The organism is Flavivirga amylovorans, from assembly GCF_030540875.1.
GTDB classification, from domain to species: domain Bacteria; phylum Bacteroidota; class Bacteroidia; order Flavobacteriales; family Flavobacteriaceae; genus Flavivirga; species Flavivirga amylovorans.
Genome location: NZ_JAUOEM010000003.1, coordinates 368606 through 390592 on the forward strand (window position 1 = coordinate 368606; position 21987 = coordinate 390592).

The 21987-nt window shown below is 33.0% G+C and carries 16 protein-coding genes; 9 read left to right on the top strand and 7 right to left on the bottom strand.

Annotated features, from left to right (window positions below; genetic code table 11):
• Window positions 1-409: 409 nt before the first annotated feature.
• The 4 genes from Q4Q39_RS10035 to Q4Q39_RS10050 all read left to right on the top strand — a co-directional run bounded on the left by Q4Q39_RS10035 (window position 410) and on the right by Q4Q39_RS10050 (window position 8738).
• Window positions 410-3817: an RHS repeat domain-containing protein gene (locus Q4Q39_RS10035; RefSeq protein ID WP_303282307.1), complete on the top strand. Its 3408-nt coding sequence runs from the start codon at window positions 410-412 to the stop codon at window positions 3815-3817.
• A gap of 12 nt (window positions 3818-3829) precedes the next feature.
• Window positions 3830-7372: a DUF6443 domain-containing protein gene (locus Q4Q39_RS10040; protein ID WP_303282308.1), complete on the top strand. Its 3543-nt coding sequence runs from the start codon at window positions 3830-3832 to the stop codon at window positions 7370-7372.
• 5 nt (window positions 7373-7377) lie between these two features.
• Window positions 7378-7860 (top strand): pentapeptide repeat-containing protein, encoded by a 483-nt coding sequence (locus Q4Q39_RS10045; protein WP_303282310.1) that lies wholly within the window; start codon window positions 7378-7380, stop codon window positions 7858-7860.
• Between the two features lie 92 nt (window positions 7861-7952).
• Window positions 7953-8738: a DUF4262 domain-containing protein gene (locus tag Q4Q39_RS10050; protein WP_303282311.1), complete on the top strand. Its 786-nt coding sequence runs from the start codon at window positions 7953-7955 to the stop codon at window positions 8736-8738.
• A 496-nt stretch (window positions 8739-9234) separates the two neighbouring features.
• Here Q4Q39_RS10050 and Q4Q39_RS10055 read toward each other — a convergent pair whose 3' ends face one another.
• The gene (locus Q4Q39_RS10055) at window positions 9235-9369 is read right to left on the bottom strand and encodes a hypothetical protein (RefSeq protein ID WP_303282312.1); all 135 of its coding nucleotides are present in this window, start codon (window positions 9367-9369) and stop codon (window positions 9235-9237) included.
• Window positions 9370-9943: 574 nt separating this feature from the next.
• Here Q4Q39_RS10055 and Q4Q39_RS10060 point away from each other — a divergent pair.
• Window positions 9944-10621 carry a hypothetical protein gene (locus tag Q4Q39_RS10060; protein WP_303282314.1) on the top strand — a complete coding sequence of 226 codons (678 nt, stop codon included), beginning with the start codon at window positions 9944-9946 and terminating at the stop codon, window positions 10619-10621.
• Between the two features lie 226 nt (window positions 10622-10847).
• On the opposite strand, the gene mgrA is transcribed toward Q4Q39_RS10060, so the two are convergent.
• The 3 genes from mgrA to Q4Q39_RS10075 form a co-directional block, all read right to left on the bottom strand.
• Window positions 10848-11861: an L-glyceraldehyde 3-phosphate reductase gene (gene mgrA, locus Q4Q39_RS10065; protein WP_303282315.1), complete on the bottom strand. Its 1014-nt coding sequence runs from the start codon at window positions 11859-11861 to the stop codon at window positions 10848-10850.
• A gap of 369 nt (window positions 11862-12230) precedes the next feature.
• Window positions 12231-14537: a S9 family peptidase gene (locus Q4Q39_RS10070; protein WP_303282316.1), complete on the bottom strand. Its 2307-nt coding sequence runs from the start codon at window positions 14535-14537 to the stop codon at window positions 12231-12233.
• A gap of 140 nt (window positions 14538-14677) precedes the next feature.
• A complete protein-coding gene (locus Q4Q39_RS10075; RefSeq protein ID WP_303282317.1) occupies window positions 14678-15985 on the bottom strand; it encodes a sulfatase-like hydrolase/transferase in 1308 nt (435 codons plus the stop codon).
• Between the two features lie 169 nt (window positions 15986-16154).
• Between Q4Q39_RS10075 and Q4Q39_RS10080 the strand changes: the two genes are divergently transcribed.
• The 4 genes from Q4Q39_RS10080 to Q4Q39_RS10095 all read left to right on the top strand — a co-directional run bounded on the left by Q4Q39_RS10080 (window position 16155) and on the right by Q4Q39_RS10095 (window position 20095).
• On the top strand, window positions 16155-17708 hold the full coding sequence (locus tag Q4Q39_RS10080; protein ID WP_303282318.1) for a DEAD/DEAH box helicase: 1554 nt from the start codon (window positions 16155-16157) through the stop codon (window positions 17706-17708).
• 103 nt (window positions 17709-17811) lie between these two features.
• Window positions 17812-18264, top strand: coding sequence for a cold-shock protein (locus tag Q4Q39_RS10085; RefSeq protein WP_303282319.1), 453 nt, complete (start codon window positions 17812-17814; stop codon window positions 18262-18264).
• 66 nt (window positions 18265-18330) lie between these two features.
• Window positions 18331-19245, top strand: a complete 915-nt coding sequence (locus Q4Q39_RS10090; protein ID WP_303282320.1) for an EamA family transporter — start codon at window positions 18331-18333, stop codon at window positions 19243-19245.
• Window positions 19235-20095: a DMT family transporter gene (locus tag Q4Q39_RS10095; protein ID WP_303282321.1), complete on the top strand. Its 861-nt coding sequence runs from the start codon at window positions 19235-19237 to the stop codon at window positions 20093-20095. The genes Q4Q39_RS10090 and Q4Q39_RS10095 overlap by 11 nt, the downstream gene beginning before the upstream one ends.
• Before the next feature lie 274 nt (window positions 20096-20369).
• Here Q4Q39_RS10095 and Q4Q39_RS10100 read toward each other — a convergent pair whose 3' ends face one another.
• The 3 genes from Q4Q39_RS10100 to Q4Q39_RS10110 are packed head-to-tail and all read right to left on the bottom strand — an operon-like array spanning window position 20370 to window position 21932.
• A complete protein-coding gene (locus Q4Q39_RS10100; protein WP_303282322.1) occupies window positions 20370-21098 on the bottom strand; it encodes a GIN domain-containing protein in 729 nt (242 codons plus the stop codon).
• A 17-nt stretch (window positions 21099-21115) separates the two neighbouring features.
• A complete protein-coding gene (locus Q4Q39_RS10105) occupies window positions 21116-21247 on the bottom strand; it encodes a hypothetical protein (RefSeq protein ID WP_303282323.1) in 132 nt (43 codons plus the stop codon).
• A gap of 16 nt (window positions 21248-21263) precedes the next feature.
• Complete coding sequence (locus Q4Q39_RS10110; protein ID WP_303282324.1) at window positions 21264-21932, bottom strand: hypothetical protein; 669 nt, start codon at window positions 21930-21932, stop codon at window positions 21264-21266.
• Between the last annotated feature and the right edge of the window lie 55 nt (window positions 21933-21987).

Below are 21987 nucleotides of genomic sequence, written 5' to 3' on the forward strand. Positions count from 1 at the left end.
GAGAATTGATACAGTTCGGTATCATTATATTAGTAAATAGTTTTTATTGAACCATGCTTCCTTTAAAAGATAAGGTAAAACCTTACTTCTAGTAAGGTTTTGTTTTTCAAGTTATTAACAAATGGTAATATAATATGAAATCCTTTTGTTTTAAAGACTTAAAGCTTTTAAAAGATTATGAAAATAATGTCTTTAAAAAAAAATATGTCGTGTTAAATATTTGATTATCAAAGTATTATATAAAGTTATTAACCTTTACTAGAAGTAAGGTAAAACCTTATTTTTTATTCATAAGGCATTTCTAATTTTATAGACACATCTCAAAACCTAATATTTTCCTATGAATCCACGTTTTTTTATTTTGTTTTTATTTTTCATTCTTTATTTTCAAATCAGTTTTACTCAAAATATGGAAAGACAAATTATTCCACCCTCACCTACTGCTTCTGCCTTAGCACAGTATGCTGATGTCCCAGTAGGGTATTACACAGGAACACCTAATATATCAATACCTATATATGAAGTTTCTGATAAAGATATTTCTCTATCTATTAGTTTATCCTATAATGCTTCGGGAATTAAAGTCAATCAAGAAGCTAGCTGGGTAGGACTTGGTTGGTCTTTAAATGCAGGCGGTGTAATAACAAGACAAGTACGAGGTCTTGATGATCTTATGGAATACGGAGCAGGTGGGGAAGCTGGATATACAGTTGCAGAATTACCAGAGAGAGATGGTAACGGCGTAAACACTTCTTTTAATACACAGTGGAGTTTAAATGATTTTACAAACTTGTTAAATGATTACAAAGTTTCAACGCAGGATCCAGAGCCAGATATATTCTATTATAATTTCGCAGGAAAATCTGGGAAATTTTATCTTGAGAAAGGCTCTAGGAATAATGGTGTTTATACTGCAACCTTAGAGAAGAAAGAAGGGTTACTTATAGAATATAATACTGCTGGGAAGTATTGGACAATAATAGATTTAGATGGTACGGTTTATCAATTTAGTGTTAAAGAGACAACAAATGTGCGTTCTGCAGTAAAACAAAATCCAGTACCTGATTCATTCGACTTAGATTTAATATCAAACGGAACGACGAGCAAAGCAAATTCAGCGTGGTATTTAAATGATATTAAATCAAGATCTGGGGGGCATATTATTTTAGAATACGACACTGGTTTTGCTTCCAAAAGTCAATTGAATAGGTTAGAAAAAGTTTTAAACGCCTATAATATGAGTAATATTGCATGTACTAATAGTTGTTTTTCTACTAATGGATTCTTGGACTCTCAATATTATGAATATGCACTTTCTAGAACTGATATTGACGAAGTTTATTTGAAAGAAATAAGAACTTCAAATTTTAAAGTAGAGTTTGTTAAGAGTTCTAGAGAGGATATAATTCCTCTTTATAACATTGTGTCTACGTTTCCTCAAAAACTTGATGAAATAAAAATATTGCAAACAAATAATCCAACTCCAGTCAAATCATTTATTCTAAATAACGATTATTTTAAACAGAACCCAACCGATCAAGATTCTCGATCTCTGCGTTTAAAGCTAAAAGAAATTCAGGAAGTTTCAGGAACTGAAAATATTCCTCCATATGTGTTTGATTATTATGACGATATGTCTTTGCCATCCAAATTGACTTATAATATTGATCATTGGGGATATTATAATGGCTCATATAATGATAACTTAAGTAGGTGGGGGAATGTATCCTATCCAAATGCAGGTACTTTAATTCCTACGTTTACATATCAAAATCCTTATAATAATAATCAGTATACCACAATTGAAGGAGCAAATAGAGAACCAAATTTTAATTTTGCGAAATTATTAAGCCTTAAGAAAATTAAATATCCTACTTCTGGAATACACTTATTTGAATACCAACTTAACGAATATGGTAACTTTAGTGCGTCTTCTACAACGGAACTCGTACCTACTTTTTTAATAGCAGAGGAGATTTGTAACAATACGGGATATTGTGATGATGTTCCTGGGAATTATCCAACGGAGATTGATGAGATTTTTGAAATCACATCCGCCCAAACGCCTGTTGATATTTATTCTGAGCTATTTGGTTATATGCCAGATATACAAAGTATTCCAAATGGGTATTTTGTAAAAATATATAATGTAGCTACAAATCAGGGAGTATATCAGCATGATTATCCTGGATACAATAATCCCAATACCATACCTCAAGGTGAATATATGTACGATGACAAGGAAGTTACCATATATCTTGACCCGGGTCAATATAGAGTAACAACATACTTAGCGGATACAATGTTTGGTAGAGTAGATGTAATTAGAAATGATTTGGTTACAACAACTACGGAAACCAAAAAGAAAGGCTCTGGATTAAGGTTAAAAAAACTGACCATTAAAGATGGTATTACTAATAACGACATTATTAAATCATATACTTATGATAACGGTAGTGCTGAAAGTACATCAGGTATTTTAATGAGCTCACCCAAATATTTCTTTACTGATTTAGTTGTGGGAGCTACTACTTTTGTAAGTAATCCTAGTTGTTTGGGGCAATGCAATCAATCAGCCCATTATATGTATGCAACTTCAAATAGTATTTTACCTTTATCATCTTCTGCCAATGGAAGTTATATTGGATATTCTAAAGTTCAAGAGCATTTCGGAGAAAATGATGAAAATGGTAGTGTTAAATATATTTATTGGAATGGAAGTGATTTGACAAACTCGGCGAATTCACTAGGAATGCCTACTTATCCAGTACTGAGCAATGGGCTTTTGTCAAGTATTGAATATTTAGACAGTAATTCTAATTATAAGAAAACTATTGTTTACGATTATATTCCTGAAAATTATGACGAATTAGATGATAAAACAATACCAGGGTTTTATATAAATTCAAATTCTTTTTTTAATTCTGAATTTGGAATTCATGAAGGTGCATATAGTTATGGGTTTTACGACATACCCATAAATTGGTGGAAGTTAGATACAGAAACAACCACGGCATATTTTGATAATGGCAATTCTGTTACAACTAAGAATTATGAAAGATATAATGATGTAAACAAATTACCCGAAAAAATTAGTTTTCTAAATAGCAAAAACGAAACAGTGGAGACTGAAATCTGGTATTCTACAAGTTTTGCCAGTAATGATAATGCATTTGGGGGTAATCTACTAAGAGATGCCCATATGATTTCTATCCCTCTACAAGAACAAACTAAGATAAACGGTATTATAACTAATAGAACAACCACAGACTATGAAATAATAGGAAGCCTTAATAATATTGATTTAATTCTTCCAACTAAACAATCTGTTATCCCTAAAAATGATCTAAATAGTTTAATTGACTTTAATTATAGTTATGAGAATGATACAGGAAACCTTTTAGAATCCTATCGTACAGATGGAACAAAAACAAGCTACCATTGGGGGTATAATGATACTTATCCTGTTATAAAAGCAGAAAACATTACGGTTAACCTTTCTAGTATAGCTGAAAATACTTCCTATCTGCCTTCAGGATATAGCAATATGGAAAGTCTATTGCTTAGTTTAAACAATATAGCCACCGATTCACAGCAGAAGCTACGTTGGAAAACTTATAATGAAAACCTAAGAGCTGCCTTACCAGATGTCATGGTCACTACTTATACCTACGATCCACTCATAGGCGTCACGAGTATCACAGATCCCAAAGGTTATACTATGTATTATGAGTACGATGAGTTTAACCGATTAAAACAGGTTAAAGATGCTGATGGCCATATTTTAACCAAGAACGAATACAATTATAAACAATAAATAATGATGATTATGAAAAAGCTACTATTTTCAATGGCCACTATTTTTGTTTCATCATTAGTTATGGGGCAAACCACAACAGAGAACTATATTAAAAACACCACTTATCAAACTGAAACTACTACGGGAAGTGTTTCTCCAGATGATAAAATAGAAACCATAACTTATTTTGATGGCTTGGGTCGCCCCAAACAAAATATTGGTATTCGAGCTGGAGGAAACAGCGAAGACATTATTACTTATATGGGTTATGATGATTTTGGCAGACAGGATAAAGACTATTTACCTTATGCACTATCAAGTGGAGATGGGAGTTATCAACCTAATGCAGAGAGTGACACACGAAGTTATTATGATACAGCCACAAGGTATACAGATGATTTTATAGGCATGACTACTACTGAGATTAATCCGTTTTCCCAAAAGGAATTTGAAACCTCACCACTTAATAGAGTCTTAAAACAAGCAGCTCTAGGAAAAGATTGGAAACTAGGTAGCGGCCATGAAATAGAGTTTGAATACCAAAGTAATGCCACTGGAGAGGTGAGACAATTTGATGTTGAGCTAACTGCTGTAAACACTAATGGAGGCACCTTCTACGATCCTGTTCTTACATTAAACACTAATTCCGAATTTTATTCTGCGGGTGAGCTCTACAAAACCATTACAAAAGATGAGAACCATGATGGAAGCACTAGCAAGGAACATACCACCGAGGAGTTCAAGGACAAACAAGGTATGTTGGTACTCAAGCGTACCTATACTTTGGCAAACAATGTAGAAATACCCCATGATACTTATTACGTCTACGATGACTATGGTAACCTTACCTATGTGTTGTCCCCTAAGATGAATGCAAGTACCAATACATTAAGTGTAATTAACCAACAATTGAATGGACTGGGCTATCAGTACACCTACGATTACAGAAACCGCCTTATAAAAAAGCGCATACCAGGCAAAGCCCCTGAGGAGATCGTCTATGACAAACTGGATAGACCTATATTCACCCAAGATGGCAACCTTAAGGCTCAGGGCAAATGGCTTTTTACAAAATACGATGCCTTTGGCAGAGTCGTTTACACGGGTATTTACAGTTCCCCAAAGAACAGGAAACAGCTCCAGAAAGATGCCAACGAGAGCTCTGCGGTACATGAGACCAAACAACAATCTTCAAACATGACATTATCTGGTATTTATTATTCTAACAATAGTATTACTACAGACGCTTCAAATGTAGAGGTGCTTACCGTAAACTATTACGACAACTATGATTTTGATATAGATGGAGGAGTCCATCCAGGATTTGTGTTTAGCGTATCCCCTACAGATAAGGTAAAAGGATTGACTACAGGTAGCAAGGTCAAGGTATTGGATGATGACCCTAATACCAACGATTGGATTACAACGGTAAGCTACTATGATGAAAAGGCCAGGCCTATCCATATATATAGCCATAACGAATATCTGGTTACGACAGACAGGACGGAAAGCAAATATGATTTTACAGGGCGAGTGATCTTCTCTGAAACAGAGCATACCAAAAATGGCACGACCGTAAAAACGAAGGATAATTTTATCTATGACCATATGGGACGCCTAACCAAACAATCGCAGATTATTAACAATGTGGCTGGTGAAGAGGTTATCGTAAAGAATACTTATGATGAGTTGGGGCAGTTGATCTCTAAGGGTGTGGGCGGTAAGAAAACTGCTCCCAAGAGACTACAGAATATTGATTATACATATAACATCAGGGGGTGGCTCAAACAGATAAATGATACGGACTGGTTGGGCAAGGATCTTTTCGCATTTAAGATAAACTATAATACGGTGACCTATAGCGGAGGACATCTTAAGTTAGATACAGAGCCTCTATACAACGGCAACATCAGTGAGACCATCTGGAAAACGGCCAATGATAATAAGAAACGAGGCTACGGGTATAGATATGATGCCCTGAACCGGATTACAGATGCCACTTATAAGGCCGGTAAATGGCTTGGGGAGGAGAACCAGTTCTTTAGTTTAAAGGACGTGGTTTACGATAAGAATGGTAACATTCAGGAACTCATACGAAATGCGCCTAACGCTACCTTTACAGATAACGTAAAGTTGGACAAGCTCTTTTATAAGTACAAGGACGATAGCAATCAACTCTCAAGGGTAAGCGATATGGCCAGTACAATAAACACCTATGGGTTTAAGGACTATAACGAAGCTGGAGTCCCAGACTACGACTATGATGCCAATGGTAATATGATTGAGGACAAGAATAAGCATATAGGAATTATAAAATACAACCACCTGAACCTACCTGCAGAGGTATTGGTCGACGATCTAGACGGCTACCATCTTGCTTTTATCGAATACGTCTATGATGCTTTGGGCAATAAACTCTCCAAAAGAGTAGAGGCAGGCAATTATGAAGGACCAGCACATGAAGAGTATGTTATCATAGAATACAAGCTGACCGAATACGCAGGTAACTATGTCTATGAGACAATCGATTTAGTGGAATCAGGAACACTGAAGTTCTTTAACCACCCTGAAGGCTATGTCGAGCCCAAAGATGAATTTGATTTATCTCTGGGATTTGACTATATTTATCAGTTTAAGGATCACTTAGGGAACATTAGATTGAGTTACAAAGATAGTAACAATGACGGTACGGTTAATTCTTCAGATATACTAGAAGAAAACAACTACTATCCCTTTGGACTTAAACATAAAGGGTATAATACAAATGTTGTATCGCATCATCCTTATAAAGATTATCAAGGTCAAGAATTGACTGAAGAATTAGGTCTTAACATGCATGAATGGAAGTATCGTTTTAGTGACCCTGCATTGGGGCGATTTATAAGTATTGACCCGTTAGCTGAAGATTACCCTTATAATTCAACTTATGCTTTTCAAGAAAACAAACTTGGTATGGGAATTGAATTAGAAGGAGCTGAACTTTTAGAAAGAGTTAAAGACGCTTGGAAAGGGTTAAAAAGAGTATTTGTTACACCTGTTCAAGAAGCAAAACCACATTTACTTGATAATACCCCGACAAGTTCAACACCAACCAAAAATATTACGGGGAATTACTTTGGCGATGCTTTATACAAATTAGCTGGAGGTGAAACAATTTCAAAAGCAATCGATGGTAATCATAAGGCTCAAGGTCAAGTTATAATGAATACCCTAGTAAGTCTAGCACCGGGAAGTAAGGTTAACCCAGTAGATAACATAGCAACCAAGGCAACAGTAGTGACTGAAAAATCAATTGTAAAAGCTCTAGATGGTTCTCCTATGAAAACTATTCAATCAGAAGTGTCGTTGCCTGTAGTACAAAGATACGTAGATAAATTAGATGCAGGACTTACTGCTCCGGCAATTAAGGTAGATAACGGTGTTATTGTAGAAGGTAATCATCGTTTTGTAGCTGGGCAAGTTCAAGGTACACCTCCTGCTCAAGTCCCCGGTGTAGTTCCTCGCAGCTCAAGAGAGTTAGTAAAACCTGTGAGTGAATTGAAAGTTAATCCAATAGATTATGGCAATAAATAATCATTATGAAAATAGTATTTGCTACAGATAAAATTTTAGATATTCCTTACAATACATTAAAAGGAATCAATTTAAGTAATGAATCCTTACATAGAGCATTATTAGAAAATGTAGATATGAGTAATTCTAATTTTATAAACACAGATTTTAGAGGTGCTTTTTTAAGCGGTTCTAATTTATCTAACTGTAATTTTTCTGACGCTAGTTTTATTACAGCTTTTTTAATGGATACAAATTTGGAAAACTCAAATTTAGAAAAATGTAGGATTATAGCATGTAATTTAAAAAATGCTAATCTAAAAAAGGCCAACCTAAATGGTGCTAATGTCAATGGTGCTATATTTGATAATTGCAATTTAGAAGGGGCAATAATGACCTGCATAGACATAGAAAAAGCATCTTTTAAAAATTCTACATTTAATGATAAGACTGAATGGCCTAAAAATTTTAACCCAGTTTTTTTTGGTTCAAAAAAAGCAGATACTTAGCATCTAAGTATAATTTAATTAAAAAGCAGTTGTCAATTTTGATTACTACTTTTTTTATATCTTTAAAGATATATTAATTAAATTATTTGAGTTTGAAATCGTATTCTAATGATTCGGAGATAAAAGCATCTATTAAGAAAAATGTTAAAGACCATGGTTGTCATATTTCTTTAATTAAAAGTGATGGCTATAACCCATCTTTTGGTTATACCGTTGGATTGACAAAACAATATAATCATCCAGAGATTATAGTTTTAGGATTAGATGTAGAATCAACCCATGCAATACTTAATTCCGCTTTTTTAGATATTAAAGAGGGGACTAAATTCATTACCGAAATTGGGTATAATGGTTTTTTGGATGGATTTGAAATACAATTTGTAAATGTTTCTGGAGAATATTATTCTGATTATTTAGGCTATGCGGGTTGGTTTAACGAAAACAGTTGGAACTTTAAGGCTTTGCAAATGGTATGGCCAGATAAACAATCTCATTTTCCTTGGGATAGTGATTTCGTTGAAGAGCTTAAATTTAGGCAACCCCTTTTAGATAGAAATCTTGATTTCAAGTTTCTAGAACTGAGAAGTCTCTCCGTTTTTACTACTGAAGATGTACTTAATGGTAGTACAGTCACTAATGTATTTCATGATGAAAAAGGAAACTGGCTATTCTATTCTGAAAATGGTAATGACACAAATTCTACTAAAATTGTTAGACTGGAAGATTTGGTTAAAGATGATATTACCTTAAATCATATATATTTTTTAAATTATGGAGAATCTGCTTTTAGAAAAGATAAATTAAGTGATTGGATTATAGATTCTCATCCAATACGAAAAGTTATATCTGATACTTTAAATAATGATAATGAATCATAAGATACAACTAAATATTAATATAGCTTCCAAACCATCGTGTCCATCATTTAACATGAACACATTGGCATAATCAATACATAAATATCCAATACATAGATATTAAAAACAAACGAGTGTACTTTATGTATGCTCGTTTTTTGTGTGTAGTAATTGAGGCTAGATGTAAAAATAGATACCCCTGCTGGAGCTAGTATGCGTAACGGCTACCGCTAGCATTTGCTAGTGGCGTACTGAGCAAGTTTTAAGATAAAGAAAGAATAATATAAGAAGCTATTTTAGAAAAAGAGTAGCCTTTCTATTTATAGTTTTCAACTAAAATATTCATAATTTTACTTATAATTATATTTTTTATTTAACAATAGTTAAATTTAGTTGTTAAAGTAGAGATAGGTTACAGAAAAAGTTGTTTAGCAATAAGTACCTTGCGATTTACCACTAGTTTTTATGTAACAATGCGAAGTTTAAAACTTCGCACAGCTAAAATATAGTTGTAGATTTAATAAGCATAACGTTTCAAGCGCTTCCAAGTATCCTCATGGGAATTGATATGACTTGGTATAATTCTATTGGTAAATAAACTCTCTTGAGTGATACTATTTAAGCATCTCGATATTCTGGTAGTTGATTTCATTTTTGATTGTTTGATTGGTACTGAAATACTGAAACTAGTTCAGCACAGGTTGATGAAAGAATTGTTTTTAAAAGACGCTACTTATCTGTAGCGCCTTTTACTGTTCCAAGTGTAACTTTTAGTATTGTTTAAAGTTCCGCTTAATTGATTAGTGTTTAATGTTCTCATGATTTGTGATTTAATTTTGATTGATGATTTTTTGTCATATAAAAGACTTATCTAAAACGTCTTTTATTGTTCCATTTATTACTTTTAGTTCCTGTTAATGTTCCGCTTACTTGATTGTTGTTTAATGTTCTCATAATTGTTGTTTTTTGATTGATTTATACTAGATAGACGATCATAAATTAAAAATGTTACAGTACTATGTATAACAAAGTAATAAATTAACATATTTTAACAATTTTGATAGGGTAGCGGTAAGTAATAACGCATTTTTTAGACTTTTAAAGTATTTAGGAATGGTTATTGTGTTAAATGAATACAAAATATCAAATAAGAGTAGATATATTTTCAGATAAAAAAATATCTTTGAAACAATTTACATATTAATTCAGTGGAATAAAAGAAACAGATGAGACTTTATTTTTCATTTTTTGTACTTCTTGTTTTTTCGTTATCAACTTATGGTCAGGTAGATGCGAAAAGAAAATCTATTGCTATTCCTGCTATAAAAAGTAAAGATTCTGTTGATGCAAATCCGTTATTGCCATCTAGACCTATAAACAATAATACATCGATCAACAATATAAATACGCCTAAGGTTTCTAAAAACCTTAATATGCCTAAAAAAGAGTTTTCCATGTTCCCTGCTGAAGAGTTTGGAAATCCGGGAGAACTTTATGAAGATAGACTTAATAAAAGCTTAGATCATTTAAAACTAAGCGAAGCAGAGTTAGAATTGAAAAACGGAAGTACCACAGATCAATATTTTGGCGATTTTAGAAGTAAGGCCAAGTTTGTAAATGTGGTCTACCGAGATCATGGGTATGTTGATGGGGATGTTATTCAGGTTTTAGTTAATGATGATGTTATTCATGCCAGAGTGTATTTAACAAATGGCTTTAAGGGTTTTAAACTCGATTTACAACCAGGTTTTAATAAGATAGATTTTTTAGCTTTAAATCAGGGAGAGTCTGGTCCCAATACAGCTGAGTTTAGGGTTGTAGACGATCTAGATAATTTGATATCTTCTAATCGCTGGAATCTGGCTACAGGTGTGAAAGCTACCATTATTATTGTAAAGGAATAGGAGAGAGGCTCTATTTTGTTACAGGCATAATATAAAAAGAACAAATCCCCTCATTAGGTTCTTTAAACTCGTTTTCTTTTACAAAACCTTCTTTTTCATATAACTTAATAACTCTTTCATCAATTGTATAAACATCTTGCAGACCTTTTTAGTCTTATTAGTGTTTAAAACAAATAGCTTTAATTAATTCAATAATCGTATTGTCGTAGCCCATACAATCTTAAATTTAAGAAACAATCTTATCAATTAATTTTAATTCGCCTTCAGAGAAACTTAAGTTGTCTACAGCCTTTATATTTTCTTTTAATTGCTTTGGAGAACTGGCTCCTATTAAAACAGATGCTACTTGTGGTTGCCTTAAAATCCATGCAATGGCCATTTGTGATAGTTTTTGCCCACGTTCTTGAGCTATCGCATTTAAGTGTTGAATCTTTTCGATATTACTAGTTACAGTATCCACATTTAAATAGGTGAGATCTTTGGCAGCTCTGGAACCTTCAGGGATGCCTTTTAAGTACTTATCAGTCAATAAACCTTGAGCCAGTGGAGAAAAGGCAATACAGCCTACGCCGTTTTCTTCTAAAGTGTTTAAAAGCCCATCTTCAACCCAGCGATCGAACATAGAATAACGTGCTTGGTGCAAAATAAAAGGCACATTCAGTCTTTTAAGAATCTCGGCAGCTTTTTGTGTGTCTTCTGGTTCGTAATTAGAAATACCAACATACAGTGCTTTTCCTTGGCGTACAATATCGGCAAGTGCACCCATCGTTTCTTCTAAAGGTGTATCAGGATCTGGTCTGTGGTGATAAAAAATATCTACATAATCTAACCCCATACGTTTTAAACTTTGGTCCAGGCTTGACATCAAATATTTTCTCGATCCTAAATTACCATAAGGTCCAGGCCACATATCGTAACCAGCTTTGGTAGCAATAAATAACTCATCTCTATAAGATTTAAAATCTTTTTTAAAGATGGTACCAAAGTTTTCTTCGGCAGATCCGTAAGGAGGCCCGTAGTTATTAGCTAAATCTAAATGTGTAATTCCTAAATCGAAAGCACATCTAATAATATCTCTACCATTTTGTATGTTATCAACAAAACCAAAGTTATGCCATAAGCCTAATGATATAACTGGCAAAAGCACACCGCTTTTTCCAGATCTTTTATAAGTCATGGTATCATACCTATCGTTTGAAGCTTGATAATTTGTTGTTCCGGATTTGTCGTTGATTTGCATATTTAGAGTAGCTAATAATAAAGATGTAAATGTATAAATTAGTTTTTAAATTTGGTTATGAAAAAAGAAAATCCAAAACTCTTATTTAGTGTCATTGCGAAGGAGGCACGACTGTGGCAATCTTTTTAATCGTTTAAATTGCAATTTGAAAGATTACCACGTCGTTTCTCTCCTCGTAATGACATATCATTTTAGCTTTTAGTTACGATAACGAAAGGAGGTTGCTAAAAAATATTAGAAGTAGAAAGTTGTCCCATCGAGCGCAGTCAAGATGTATTATAAATCAATATTTTAAATAGTTCTCGACTGCGCTCGAACGGACATCTAAGTCTTATTTTTAGGTGGTTTCTTTTAGTAAATTAATTGTATTTAATCCTTTAAAGGTTGCTTAATATCCTTTTTTAAGTGTTTGGCATAAAAGCCCATCATAGATTTATAGAGGGCAATTCTGTTTTCTTCTTTACCAAATCCATGGCCTTCATCATATTTAACCATGTAAGGTACATCAAAACCTTTAGAGCGTAATGCGCTTACAATTTGGTCAGACTCATCTATATTAACTCTAGGGTCGTTAGCACCTTGAACTACAAAAAGTGGTTTTTTAATTTTATCTATTTGGTATACTGGTGATACCTCTTCCATGATGGCTTTTTCTTCTGGCACATCTTCATCATACCAAATTTCTTTAATAATTTTTAAATAAGGTTTCCAATATGGAGGAATGGTTTTCATGAAAGAGAACAGATTAGAAACTCCAACATAATCTACACCGCACGCATATAAATCTGGTGTTTTTGTTAACCCACGAAGTACAGCATATCCACCATGACTCCCCCCGTAAATAGCTGCATTGTCTTTATCTATCCATCCTTGATCTACTACATATTGTAAACCATCTTCAACGTCATCCATGGCTTTTCTACCAATTTCTTTAAAACCAGATTCTAAAAATTCTTTACCGTAACCACCAGAAATTCTAAAGTTAACTTGTAATGTAGCATACCCACGACTGGCAAATAATTGGGCTTCTGGATTGAATCCCCAAGAGTCTCTTATACCTTGTGGCCCTCCATGAGGGTTCACGATTACGGGTACTTTTTCTCCATTAAGAGCTTCTTTTGGCAAGGTGATGTAACCATGTATGGTTTTTCCATCTCTACTTTTAAAAGTAATGGGGCGCATTTCTGCCATGTCCTTTTCAATAAGATTAGGCATGAGGTTATAAAGTAAATTAAATTCATCTTTTTTAGCATCATATGAATAATAAGTACCATATAATTTGTCACTTTGCAGGAAGATTAAATACTTGCTTTCATCATCAGTCACATCTGGGATTGAATAATTATATCCTGGAAATTTTGTTGTAATTCTGTTATGTAACTTTTTGTAATATTTACTTACTGGTATCACATAGCTTTTTTCACCTTCATATGAAAAGTAGTCTAGTTCGTAGCCTCTGTTTCTAGATAGTCTTAATCCTGAAACATCATAATCATCATTTGAAAATAGTTTTTTAATGACTTTATCTTCTTTAAGATCGTATAAATATATTTGAGTTTTATCGCTATCTAAGTTTGATGTTACATAGGCTTCATGCGGATTTTTGGAAGCATAATTAAAAGAAGCTATATTAAAATTATCTTTCCAACTTAATTGTTTTTTTATTTTGTAGTTTTCTCCGTCAACAGTATAATAGAGATCAATGTTAACGCCATCACGTAGTTTTGCAAAGCCGCGTAATTTTCCGTCTTTATCAAATACATAGCTGTTAATTGGGTTAGCAGCATCTTCATTTTTATATAATTGCTCTAAAGCTCCTGTTTCAATATTGATTTTATATGGTTCGAATATCTGAGGATTGTTTTGATTCATAGAAATAATCATATGATCTTTATCTTCTTTCAAACTTTCTAAAATATTAACTTTTACACCTTCAAAAGGGGTTAATTCTTTAGCATTGCTACCGTCTATATTTACGGCAAATAAGTGGTAATCTTCGTTACCGCCTTTATCCATAACATACACCAAGCGCCCTTCGTTGGCCCAACCAAAACCTCGTATTAATTCATCTTTTTCTTCAATAACTCGCGTTACTTCATTTGTTTCAAGATTTTTTACGTAGATATGGTTTTTGGTGTTTTCGTCTTTTTCTCGATACGACAAATAGGTTCCGTTAGGCGAAAAACTAAAAGATCTGGCCTTTGGTCTTGCAAAATAATCTTCAACTGCGTATTTGTAATTTGTAGGATTCCAATTAGCTAACGCCTCCAGATCTTCATCAGAAGTTGGTAATGCAGTATTGCCGGGAAGTGTTTTTACTGTTTTTGATAGTACTAACGGAAATTCTCCACCTCCTTGGTAAAAAGTACCAGATAGTGTGTTTTCTTTTAATGTAGCAATGTATTTTATTCCTGCTTGATTAAACTTGATTGTAAGGGTATCATTTGCATAATGTGTTTCGTCCATGGGGATGCCTGTAGCGCCTTGTGAAGGACTGTCCATAGTTGAAACATAGGCGTTTTCTTCACTTTTAATATCAAATACCAAGGGGACTTCTGTTCCTTTAACAGATAACTTTCCTTTCCAAGAACCTGTAATATCTTGGGCGTTCATTTGGAGCACGGTGCATAAGAAGATGAGTAATGCACTGCTTAATTTAAAAATGGTCGTTTTCATTTTTTGATTGAATTAAAGAATTAATATTTTTTAAGCGCAAATTATCGTATCATAATAAAATGATATCTTATAGTTAGAAGACAAAAAATGAATTTTGTTACAAATTCATTTTAAAAATATCATATCGCTCGAATAAAAAATCAATTTCTAATTTTAGCTAATTCAGTCGTTAACTCATCTTTTATAGCAGAATTACTATCACTTAAAGGTAATTGATTGGCATTTAAGAGGTTTGGGTTTTCCAATGGATTGCTGTTTAAGTTGTATAAAGCTTCAGAGCCATCGTCAAAATAAATGTATTTGTGAGTACTATTCCTAATAGTTATATCTTCATTTTCGGCATACACATACTGTCTCTTACTCACATTCTCTGTGTTTGAAAGTAATTCTTTAAAACTTCTGCTATCATTAATTTCAGTAGTAGATGCACCAGCTATATTTGCTATGGTTGCAAATAAATCGGTTGTATTTATAAGAGCATCTTCTGTTTCATTAATGCGGGTTACGTTTTTTCCGGAAATAATCATAGGAACGTTAACGCCTCCTTGATATACACTTCCTTTAGCTCTAGCAGAAGCATATTCTTGTACCACTTGATTTGGAGTACCATTATCTCCTACAAAAATAATGACCGTGTTTTCTTTTTCTTCTTCAGACATTGAATTGATTAATCTTCCCATTTCACTATCCATAGCTTCTAGTGCCGCCATATAATAGGGAAGTGGATTACTGTTTATACTGGCTTGGTCTGATGGTAAAACACCTTGAGAGTGTAAATTGTTTGGGGGTAAATGAAATGGTGTATGTGGTGCATTGTATGCTAGCCATAAAAACCAAGGAGTTGTTTGTTCTGCCACCCAATTAATAGCTAGGTCTGTAAATTTGGTTGTTGTATATGCAGTTGATTTTGTTGTAACACCATTTGTTGTCAGGTTCCAATCCCAATATGATTGCACACCGCCACCCAATAGACCAGCAAAATGGTTTATGCCCATACTGTTTGGGTGCGTTTCATTATTAGATAAGTGCCATTTGCCAATAACGGCATGATTATATGCCCTGTTCGTATTTGTATCTATATAATTTTGTAAAGAAGTTTCGGAAGTCGATAACCTATCGCCAGGATCTAGTACATTAGTTTTAAAGCCATACTTTCCTGTTAAAATGGTTGCTCTAGTGGGAGAACAGGTAGGGTTGGACCATAGATTTGAAAACTTAATTCCTGAGTTTGTTAAACTTTGTAGCGTAGGCATTTTTGGTTTAACAGTTCCTATATCATAACCAGGCGTGGCATCTAATCCCATATCGTCCGCAATGATTAGTAAAATGTTAGGTACTGTATTTTGTGTGTTTTCTGTGGTTTCTTCAATAGTATCTATGATTTCTGACGAGTTATCACAGGAAAGAGATAATAATATAAATAGGTTGATTGCTAAGTAACGTCTCATAAAGTTATGTATTATGTTATTGTTATGACTAAATAAATGTTAATAGGTTTAATTGAGTGTATAACTGATTCATTTTCAGTAGAAAAAATGTTCATTTGTAATTTTCGCATTAAAGATTCTTGATAAACCCCATAAAGATGCTATTTTTGCACGTCACAAAATTATAGGGATGTCCATTTCAGTTACAGAATTAGAAGAAAGAAAAGAAGGCAAAGATTTATATAGCTATCAAAAAGGGGCTATAGATAAAATTTTTAAGAGTTTTGATGAATCGCCTCTTGATTATCATTTATTGTATCAACTTCCAACTGGAGGTGGAAAAACAGTTATTTTTTCTGAAATTGTTAGACAATATCTTAAAAACCATAAAAAAAAGGTATTGGTGATGACGCATCGTATTGAATTATGTAAGCAGACATCTAACATGCTTACAGAGTTTGGTGTGATGAACAAGGTTGTGGACAGTAAAGCTAATTTGAGTGATCAAGCTGAATATAGCTGTTTTGTAGCTATGGTTGAAACGTTAAATAATAGGCTCCATGATGATAAATTGGATATTTCTGATATTGGCTTGGTTATTATTGATGAAGCTCATTACAATTCATTTACCAAACTCTTTAAATTTTTCAGTAAATCATTTATTTTAGGTGTTACGGCCACGCCTTTAAGTTCTAGTATAGAATTACCAATGACCGATAATTATGATGAATTAATTGTTGGGGAAAGTATTGAATCTTTAATAGAAAATGGGTTTTTGGCTAGAGCAGAAATGTTTTCTTATAATGTAGGGTTAACGTCGTTAGTGGTTGGTGCCAATGGTGATTATACTGTGAAATCTTCTGAAGATTTATATACAGATAATGATATGCTTAGTAAGCTATTACAGGCTTACGAAGAGCGCTCTAAAGGGAAAAAGACATTAATTTTTAATAATGGAATTAATACGTCGTTACATGTTTACGATACGTTTAGAAGAGCTGGATATCCAGTAGCACATCTTGACAATACAAATACTAAAAAAGAACGTGAACTAATTTTACAATGGTTTAAAAAGACACCGGATGCTATTTTAACATCGGTAAGTATTTTAACTACTGGATTTGATGAGCCAACTGTAGAGAGTATTATTTTAAATAGAGCAACAAAATCATTAACGCTTTATTATCAAATGATAGGTCGTGGATCTCGTATTTTAAAAGACAAAAGTACATTTAGTGTTATTGACTTAGGAAATAATTTTCATCGATTTGGCCCTTGGGGTGACAACTTGGATTGGCAACGTATTTTTAAATCTCCTAATTACTATTTAGATGCTATTTTAAGTGATGAAGAATTAGAAAGCAATTTCAGATATGAAATGCCAGATGAACTGCGTAAAGAGTTTTCTAAATCTAAAGATGTTCATTTTGATATACAAAGAACTTATATAGAGTCTATTAGAAGCGGAGAGTCATCTAAAGTTGTGCTAGAACGTTCTATAGAACAGCATGCTAAAATTTGTATTGAAAATAGTGAAGATGTTTATGATGCATTGGGCTTAGCAAAAATGCTAGGTGACGATATCGATTTTAGAATACAACGCTATACTAAGTGTATAAGTAAGAGTACTTACAATTTTGTAGAGTGGTTAAAAGGCGATTATAGAAAAAAATTAAACGCTTATTTACGTTCAAATTTTGATGAAGTTTTTGAAGCTATTCATGGCTATCCGCCAGAAGATTAGAGTACTTATATGATTTTACTTTTAAAATTATTACAAGATCCTTAAAATAAGGCGTATCTTTGTATTTAATTATTCACATTAAACAAGTACTGTAATATAAACTATGGCAAAATCGCAAGTAACTTTTAACAAAATAGAAAAAGAAAAAAAACGCCTAAAGAAAAGAGAAGAAAAGCAAAAAAAGAAAGAAGCTCGTAGAGCTGAAGCTAAAGAAAACCCACAAGGAATTCAATTTGCGTATGTTGACTTTAATGGCAATTTAACAGACACGCCGCCAGATCCTGCTATGCGTGAGAAAGTTGAAGCTGAAAGTATTGAATTAGGAATCCCTAAGAAAGAAGATAGAGAAGAAGAAGAACCAGCAAACAAAGAAGGAAAAGTGTCATTTTTTGACCATTCTAAAGGTTTTGGTTTTATAATCGATAGTGTAAATCAAGAAAAATACTTTGTACACGTTAGTGGATTGCTTGAACCTATTGAAGAAAATGACAAAGTTACTTATGAGTTAGAACGTGGTCAAAAAGGAATGAACGCAGTTCGAGTGAAAAAGATTTAAAGTATCTTTTTCTTTACTTTTGGATAGTTTTTCGATTATCTTATTTATTTTCTAATTATAGCATAGATGAGTATATCTCGAAAAACGATTCTTATTATTTTGGCATTCTTTGCTATTTATGTTATTTGGGGATCTACCTATCTTCTCAATAAAATAGCCGTAACAGAAATACCACCGTTTTTTGTAGCCTCCATACGTTTTTCTATGGCAGGAACTATCATATTCGTAATAGCTAGGTTTATGAAACTTAAGCTATCCATTAGTAGAAAGCAATTTATTAATTGTACCATCGCTGGTTTTTTATTCTTAGTATACGGTAACGGTGTTTTTATTTGGGCTCTAAAATATTTGGATAGTGGTTTTGCTGCTCTGGAAGCTTCAACACAACCTCTTTTTGTATTATTATTAATGCGGCTTTTAGATGGTAAAAAAATGCAAACCAGATCTCTAATTGGTGTTGGTTTAGGCATTATTGGTATGTACCTTTTAGTTAGCCAAAAGGAACTCATTACTAGTGATGAAACCTTGCTGGGTATGGGTATGGCTTTTACCTGTGTTTTAGCGTGGAGTTATGGCAGTGTATTTGTTGCTAAAGCCGATTTACCACCCAATTTTTTTGTTAGTACAGCTTATCAAATGATTATTGCTGGTGGACTTTTAGTAATTATAAGTTTACTTTTAAATGAAAACTGGGTATCGCCTTTAAATTGGACTCCCAAGGTACAGTGGTCTTTAATTTTTTTAATTGTATTTGGAGGCGTTATAGCTTTTACAGCATTTAATTATTTGCTTAAAGTTGTTTCTACAGAGAAAGCCTCCACTTCTGCGTATGTAAATCCTATTGTTGCCATACTATTGGGTTGGTACGTACTAGATGAAACTATTACAACCCAAACCATAGTAGCAGCCTGTATCCTTTTAACAGGTGTTTTCTTTATTACGTCACGTAAAAAAATAAAAACCAGAACTATTGGAAGTTAAGAGTGCCATAAAGTTTATGCTTATTAGTACTTTAGCATTTGCCTGTATGAATGCTATCATTAAACACTTAGTACATGTTAGTGCATATCAAATTGTTTTTTTTAGATCGATAAGTTCTTTAGTATTCACATTTACTTTTCTAATAAAAAATAATATTTCAATTTTAGGTAATCAGAAAAAGCTTCTGGTTACTAGAAGTATAGTAGGTGTTACTTCCATGACTTTCTTTTTTATGTCTACCAAACATTTACCAATTGGCACAGCGGTTTCGTTACGATATATAGCGCCTATTTTTGCAGCAATTTTTGCTATATTCTTACTGCGTGAAAAAGTAAAACCTTGGCAATGGTTTTTTTTCGCAATGGCTTTTCTAGGTGTTTTAATTTTAAAAGGCTTTGATACAGAATTGAATACTTATGGTCTTTTATTAGCTTGTCTTTCTGCCGTTTTTAGTGGATTAGTATATGTAACAATAAGTAAAATAGGAAAAGGAGATCATCCTGTTGTTGTTGTTAATTATTTTATGGTAATTTCAACCATAGTAGGAGGGATACTTTCTGTCAATAATTGGGTAACTCCAGAAGGCATTGAATGGATGTTGCTATTTGGACTGGGAGTTTTTGGGTATTTTGGACAGTTATTTATGACGAAGGCTTTTCAAGCAGCAGCTACAAATGTTGTAGCGCCACTTAAATATTTAGAGGTGCTTTATACCGTTCTGTTTGGAGTATTTATGTTTAGTGAGGTTTATACATTTTGGAGTTTATTGGGGATTGCATTAATTATAGCAGGATTGGTGCTTAATGTCGTGTATAAAGGCAAATCGAAGCAGAATAGTAGTCATAGATGATAGTCATATTATTTTAAGCGAAGGAAATCACATAATCAATAACAAAGAACAATTTATAGATAGTTCGAGAATAAAATCAAGAATTTATCCAGGTGTAAAGTGTGATATCCTCCGCTTTATATAACCTCAAAACCGTAGTTTAAAGGAGCATTAAAATTTAGATGTTTAAATAAATAGGTTTAATAGGTTTCGACTTTAACCTGTCTTGAGTAGAATCGAAAGACTCAACCTGACCATTTAGATTTAACTTAGAATACGTTAAATAATTAGTGTATTAATCAATTTTAATAATCCTGGAATCTTCTTTTAAATTTTCACGAATAATGGTTGCATTCCCTTTATAACGTAGTGTACAGTCCTCAATAGCTTCAATATCTATCGTTTTAGTTACGGTTATATTTGCATTACAATCGGCAGTCATTTTCATTTTTAAATCCTCAATTTGCAAATCATACCCCGAAAGCTTTGCATCGCCAGAAAGCTTGGCTTTCATAATGTTTACATAACCAGATAAATCGGCATTAGCATCAGCGGCTGCGTCAAACTCTAAATAGTCAGCCTCTATTTCGCCTGAGAAAAAACTATCGGCAGTTACTTTTATTTTTACATCATCTTCAACCAAAGTGTTTTCGAAGTAGATTTGAGAATCTGCCGTTACAATAAAATCATTGATAGGTTTAGTTGTAATGTACACATTTAGAGTTTCTTTTCCTTTGATTCTAATGTTGTTTTTAAGGCGGATAACTAGTCTATTGTTTTTTTGAGTAGCAATAATATAGTCATGTAGATTTTCATTTGCTTCTACTTTTATCGACTCTTCTGTATCAGAAAATGTTATATAAGCGGTGAATCCATTAGCTATTTCAACTGATGTGTAATTAATGATGTCTATGTCTCTGTAAGTCACAGTATCATTGGCGTTTACACGAATAGTATCTACAGTACATGATGATAGAATGAAGCCTATAATTGTTAGTGTTATATAAAGTCTGTTCGTTTTCATGATTTATTGATTAATGTTTACTGATTCATATTTTTGTTAAGTTCCATAATTGGAATCCATTGAAAATTAATAGGGTACCATTCATTAGCGTCGTTATTCATTTTTACATACACTTTGTTGTCTTTAGAATGCACATATAGTGAATTCATACGGTTTGATTTTTTCTTAAATGTCATCTCTTAATTTTTTTTTATAACGATTTCGACCCATATTAAATACCCCTATTTTGATTCCCATACCTCCAGAAATACCATTTATTCTAGTTAAATCGTATTCAGGGTCAAGTTTTACTTTGCTGGAAAGTCTGTATTTTATTCCTGCTTCCAGTTGTATATATCTATTAATATTATAAAGTATATTAATACCAGGTTCAACAACGAAAACATGTTTCCAGTCATCATCATCTAAAATAACTTCCTCATCATGATCAAAATCATCTTCTACAAATATTACAGCACCACCTCCAATAAGCACAGGAAATGATAGGTTAACTTTAGATTTGCTAAAAAGTATAGGTTCTAAATGTAAGCCAGCATAACCACCCGTTAAATCTCTATTCTGTGCATCTAATCCCAGTTTATTTTGATCCGAGTAGAGCCAAGTACCAACAAAACCAACTTCGAATTGTCGATTTGCCACATATGCAATTTTAAAACTTGACGAATATGTTTCTGCTTTGTCTATGGTTCCATAATTAAAGCTTAACCCTAAATAAACACCGTGTACAGTATTATTACGGTCGTTAAACTCAATATAATCTTCGGATTCTTGCGCATTTAGGTTATTTACAAAGCAAAATAATAGTAATAAAAGAAAAGCTCTGAGAGGTTTCATGATTGATGTATTTAAGTGTATATAGTTATAGACACTAGAATTCTTGTTTGGTTGC

Excerpts from the sequence above, each read along its gene's own strand:
- Q4Q39_RS10035 (WP_303282307.1), top strand. The coding sequence starts at position 410 with ATGGAAAGACAAATTATTCCACCCTCACCTACTGCTTCTGCCTTAGCA.
- Q4Q39_RS10040 (WP_303282308.1), top strand. The coding sequence starts at position 3,830 with ATGAAAAAGCTACTATTTTCAATGGCCACTATTTTTGTTTCATCATTA.
- Q4Q39_RS10045 (WP_303282310.1), top strand. The coding sequence starts at position 7,378 with ATGAAAATAGTATTTGCTACAGATAAAATTTTAGATATTCCTTACAAT.
- Q4Q39_RS10055 (WP_303282312.1), bottom strand. The coding sequence starts at position 9,369 with ATGAAATCAACTACCAGAATATCGAGATGCTTAAATAGTATCACTCAA.
- Q4Q39_RS10060 (WP_303282314.1), top strand. The coding sequence starts at position 9,944 with ATGAGACTTTATTTTTCATTTTTTGTACTTCTTGTTTTTTCGTTATCA.
- mgrA (WP_303282315.1), bottom strand. The coding sequence starts at position 11,861 with ATGCAAATCAACGACAAATCCGGAACAACAAATTATCAAGCTTCAAAC.
- Q4Q39_RS10070 (WP_303282316.1), bottom strand. The coding sequence starts at position 14,537 with ATGAAAACGACCATTTTTAAATTAAGCAGTGCATTACTCATCTTCTTA.
- Q4Q39_RS10075 (WP_303282317.1), bottom strand. The coding sequence starts at position 15,985 with ATGAGACGTTACTTAGCAATCAACCTATTTATATTATTATCTCTTTCC.
- Q4Q39_RS10080 (WP_303282318.1), top strand. The coding sequence starts at position 16,155 with ATGTCCATTTCAGTTACAGAATTAGAAGAAAGAAAAGAAGGCAAAGAT.
- Q4Q39_RS10085 (WP_303282319.1), top strand. The coding sequence starts at position 17,812 with ATGGCAAAATCGCAAGTAACTTTTAACAAAATAGAAAAAGAAAAAAAA.
- Q4Q39_RS10090 (WP_303282320.1), top strand. The coding sequence starts at position 18,331 with ATGAGTATATCTCGAAAAACGATTCTTATTATTTTGGCATTCTTTGCT.
- Q4Q39_RS10100 (WP_303282322.1), bottom strand. The coding sequence starts at position 21,098 with ATGAAAACGAACAGACTTTATATAACACTAACAATTATAGGCTTCATT.
- Q4Q39_RS10105 (WP_303282323.1), bottom strand. The coding sequence starts at position 21,247 with ATGAATTCACTATATGTGCATTCTAAAGACAACAAAGTGTATGTAAAA.
- Q4Q39_RS10110 (WP_303282324.1), bottom strand. The coding sequence starts at position 21,932 with ATGAAACCTCTCAGAGCTTTTCTTTTATTACTATTATTTTGCTTTGTA.